This window comes from Streptomyces himastatinicus ATCC 53653, assembly GCF_000158915.1.
GTDB classification, from domain to species: domain Bacteria; phylum Actinomycetota; class Actinomycetes; order Streptomycetales; family Streptomycetaceae; genus Streptomyces; species Streptomyces himastatinicus.
The window spans coordinates 5,247,307-5,249,943 of record NZ_GG657754.1; the positions used below are offsets into that span (position 1 = coordinate 5,247,307).

Here is a 2,637-nt window from a genome sequence, read left to right on the forward strand (position 1 = left end):
CAGGCGGGGAACTCAGAAGATCTGTGGATAACCTCTGCCGCGTTGACGCCGGTGTGACTGATGGAACGACCCCGTTCGATCGCTCACACCGGCTTCTTCCTGCGAAAACGCAGGTCAGTAGGGAAACGCACAGATGTTCTCCACAGGGTGCGCAAGATCCACCACGTGCTGTGGACAACTGACCGAACCCACCCCCGTTCGAGACGCCCGGGGAGCTGCGTGTCGGCGCTCAGCCGGTGAGCTGGAGCGTACGGACCCACACGGTCGCGACGATCGCGAGCAGCATCACGGCGCAGGCGCCCCGCTGCACCAGGGCACGACGCTCCCGCGGCGCGTGCACCATCGCGTACGCCACCACCGTGCCGACCACCAGGCCGCCGACGTGCGCCTGCCAGGCGATCCCGGACCAGCCGAAGGTGAAGATGAGGTTCAGCACGAGCAGCGCGATGACGGGGCGCATGTCGTAGTTGAGCCGGCGCATCAGCACGGCGGTGGCGCCCAGCAGGCCGAAGACCGCGCCGGAGGCGCCGAGCGAGGGCTGGTTCTGCGCGGCGAGCAGATATGAGAGCGCGCTGCCGCCGAGCCCCGACAGCAGATAGAGCGTGAGGTAGCGGGCGCGGCCGAGTGCGGCCTCGAGCGGGGCGCCGATCCACCACAGGGACAGCATGTTGAACGCGATGTGCAATGGCTGCTGGTGCAGGAAGGCCGCGGTCAGCAGCCGATACCACTGCCCCTCGGCGACGCCCACTATGTCGGCCGTCCCCGGGTCGTAGGCCCGGCCCACCAGGTCGAAGCCGTCCACCAGCCGGTCGCCGGTCCCCAGCACCGCCAGCCAGACGGCGATGTTGAGCCCGATCAGGATCTTGGTGACCAGCCGCGGATCGGCGGTGTACGCGCCGCCGGCTATGGTGCGCGGCTCGGACGCGCGCCGCGGGGGCCCCGGGGGCTCACCAGGGGCGGACGCACCACCGCTCACGCACTCCGGGCAGTGGAACCCGACCGAGGCGCTGATCATGCACTCCGGACAGATCGGGCGCTCACAGCGGGTACAGCTGATGCCGGTCTCCCGCTGCGGGTGCCGGTAACAGCAGACCGCCTGGTCCTCCATGGTGTCCCTTCGCCCCCTGTCCGCAGACTTGCGCGCGTTCCCCCGCCCCGCTTGTTCACACGGACAAGCGGGGCGCGGAGTTCCCGTGCGGGGTTCAGCCCTCCCGGGTCTCCACGACGACGGACTCGATCACGACGTCCTGGAGCGGCCGGTCGGTGCGCGGGTTGGTCGCGGCACCCCCGATGGCGTCGACGACCTTCTTGCTGGCCTCGTCGACGACCTCGCCGAAGATGCTGTGCTTGCCGGTCAGCCAGGTGGTCGGCGCGAGCGTGATGAAGAACTGCGAGCCGTTGGTGCCCGGACCGGCGTTGGCCATGGCCAGCAGGTACGGCTTGTTGAAGGCCAGGTCCGGGTGGAACTCGTCACCGAACTCGTAGCCGGGGCCGCCGGTGCCGTTGCCCAGCGGGTCACCGCCCTGGATCATGAAACCGCTGATCACGCGGTGGAATACGGTGCCGTCGTAGAGCTTCTCCGCGGCCTTCTTGCCGGTGGCCGGGTGGGTCCACTCGCGGGTGCCCTCGGCGAGCTCCACGAAGTTCTTCACGGTTTTGGGCGCGTGGTTCGGCAGCAGCCGGACCACGATGTCGCCGTTGTTCGTCTTGAGGGTGGCGTACAGCTGCTCGGCCACGATCTACCTTCCATCGTTTATCGCTTCCTTGCCCTGATCCTCGCACGGACCCGAGCGCGACGAGTAGCCGCCGAAGGCGCACGCGGCGCGCCATTCCGCGGGTTTTCCGGGAGAATCTCCCCTATGACCCGGATGCCGGATCACGCATGCCGCGTGGGCTGCGAACGGGCATGATCTCCACAAACAGGCATGATCTTTCTTCGGATGGAAACACGAAACTGCGCACATGCAGCTCAGCACTCTGCACCCCGGAGCATCACCACGCCACCGAGGAGGAGGATCCCGTGACCCGCATTGACAGCGTGCGAGCCGCGACCGGCACCGCGAAGGACAGCGTCCTGCACGCCGCGGAGGCGGTGGCGCCCTACGCCGGCACGGCCAAGGACACAGCCACGCATTACGCGCACGAGGCCCGCGTACGGCTGGCACCAAAGGTCTCCGGCGCCGCGCACCAGGCCCGGTGCGCCGCCGGCAGCCAGTACCACGCGCATGTCGCACCCCGGCTCAACCAGGCCCGCGGCACCCTGCCGCCCAAGGTGGACGCGGCCGCCACCAAGGCCGCCAAGCGGACCCGCAAGGCCGCGCGGCAGGCCGCCGACTACACCGGGCCGCGCGTCGAGCACGCCGTGGCCGGAGCCCGCGCGGCCGCCGGTCCGGTACGCGAGGAGGCGGTCACGCGGGCGGGCGCCGCCGTCGCCGCGCTGCGCACCCATGTGACGGCGGCCGACATCGAGAAGCTCGCCCGCAAGCGCCGCCGCCGGGCCAGCATGGGCCGCGCCGCCAAGCGGGCCACCTTCATCGGCCTGGTGGGCGCCGGTGTCTTCGCCGCCTGGAAGTGGTGGGACCGGCAGGCCAACCCCGACTGGCTGGTCGAGCCCCCGGCGGCGACCGAGGTGGGCGA

General features: G+C 70.2%; 3 protein-coding genes. 1 reads left to right on the forward strand and 2 read right to left on the reverse strand.

Going from position 1 to position 2,637, the window contains the following annotated elements:
* Nucleotides 1-229: 229 nt before the first annotated feature.
* Nucleotides 230-1,108: a rhomboid family intramembrane serine protease gene (locus SSOG_RS22125; RefSeq protein ID WP_009716466.1), complete on the reverse strand. Its 879-nt coding sequence runs from the start codon at nt 1,106-1,108 to the stop codon at nt 230-232.
* A gap of 94 nt (nt 1,109-1,202) precedes the next feature.
* Nucleotides 1,203-1,736 carry a peptidylprolyl isomerase gene (locus SSOG_RS22130; protein WP_009716467.1) on the reverse strand — a complete coding sequence of 178 codons (534 nt, stop codon included), beginning with the start codon at nt 1,734-1,736 and terminating at the stop codon, nt 1,203-1,205.
* Between the two features lie 284 nt (nt 1,737-2,020).
* Here SSOG_RS22130 and SSOG_RS53805 point away from each other — a divergent pair.
* Nucleotides 2,021-2,637, forward strand: a 617-nt coding sequence (locus SSOG_RS53805) for a DUF5324 family protein (protein ID WP_063631585.1), incomplete at its 3' end; no start/stop codon positions are given.

Bases quoted from the DNA above. Each gene is read 5' to 3' on its own strand.
- SSOG_RS22125 (WP_009716466.1), bottom strand. From the start codon at position 1,108: ATGGAGGACCAGGCGGTCTGCTGTTACCGGCACCCGCAGCGGGAGACC.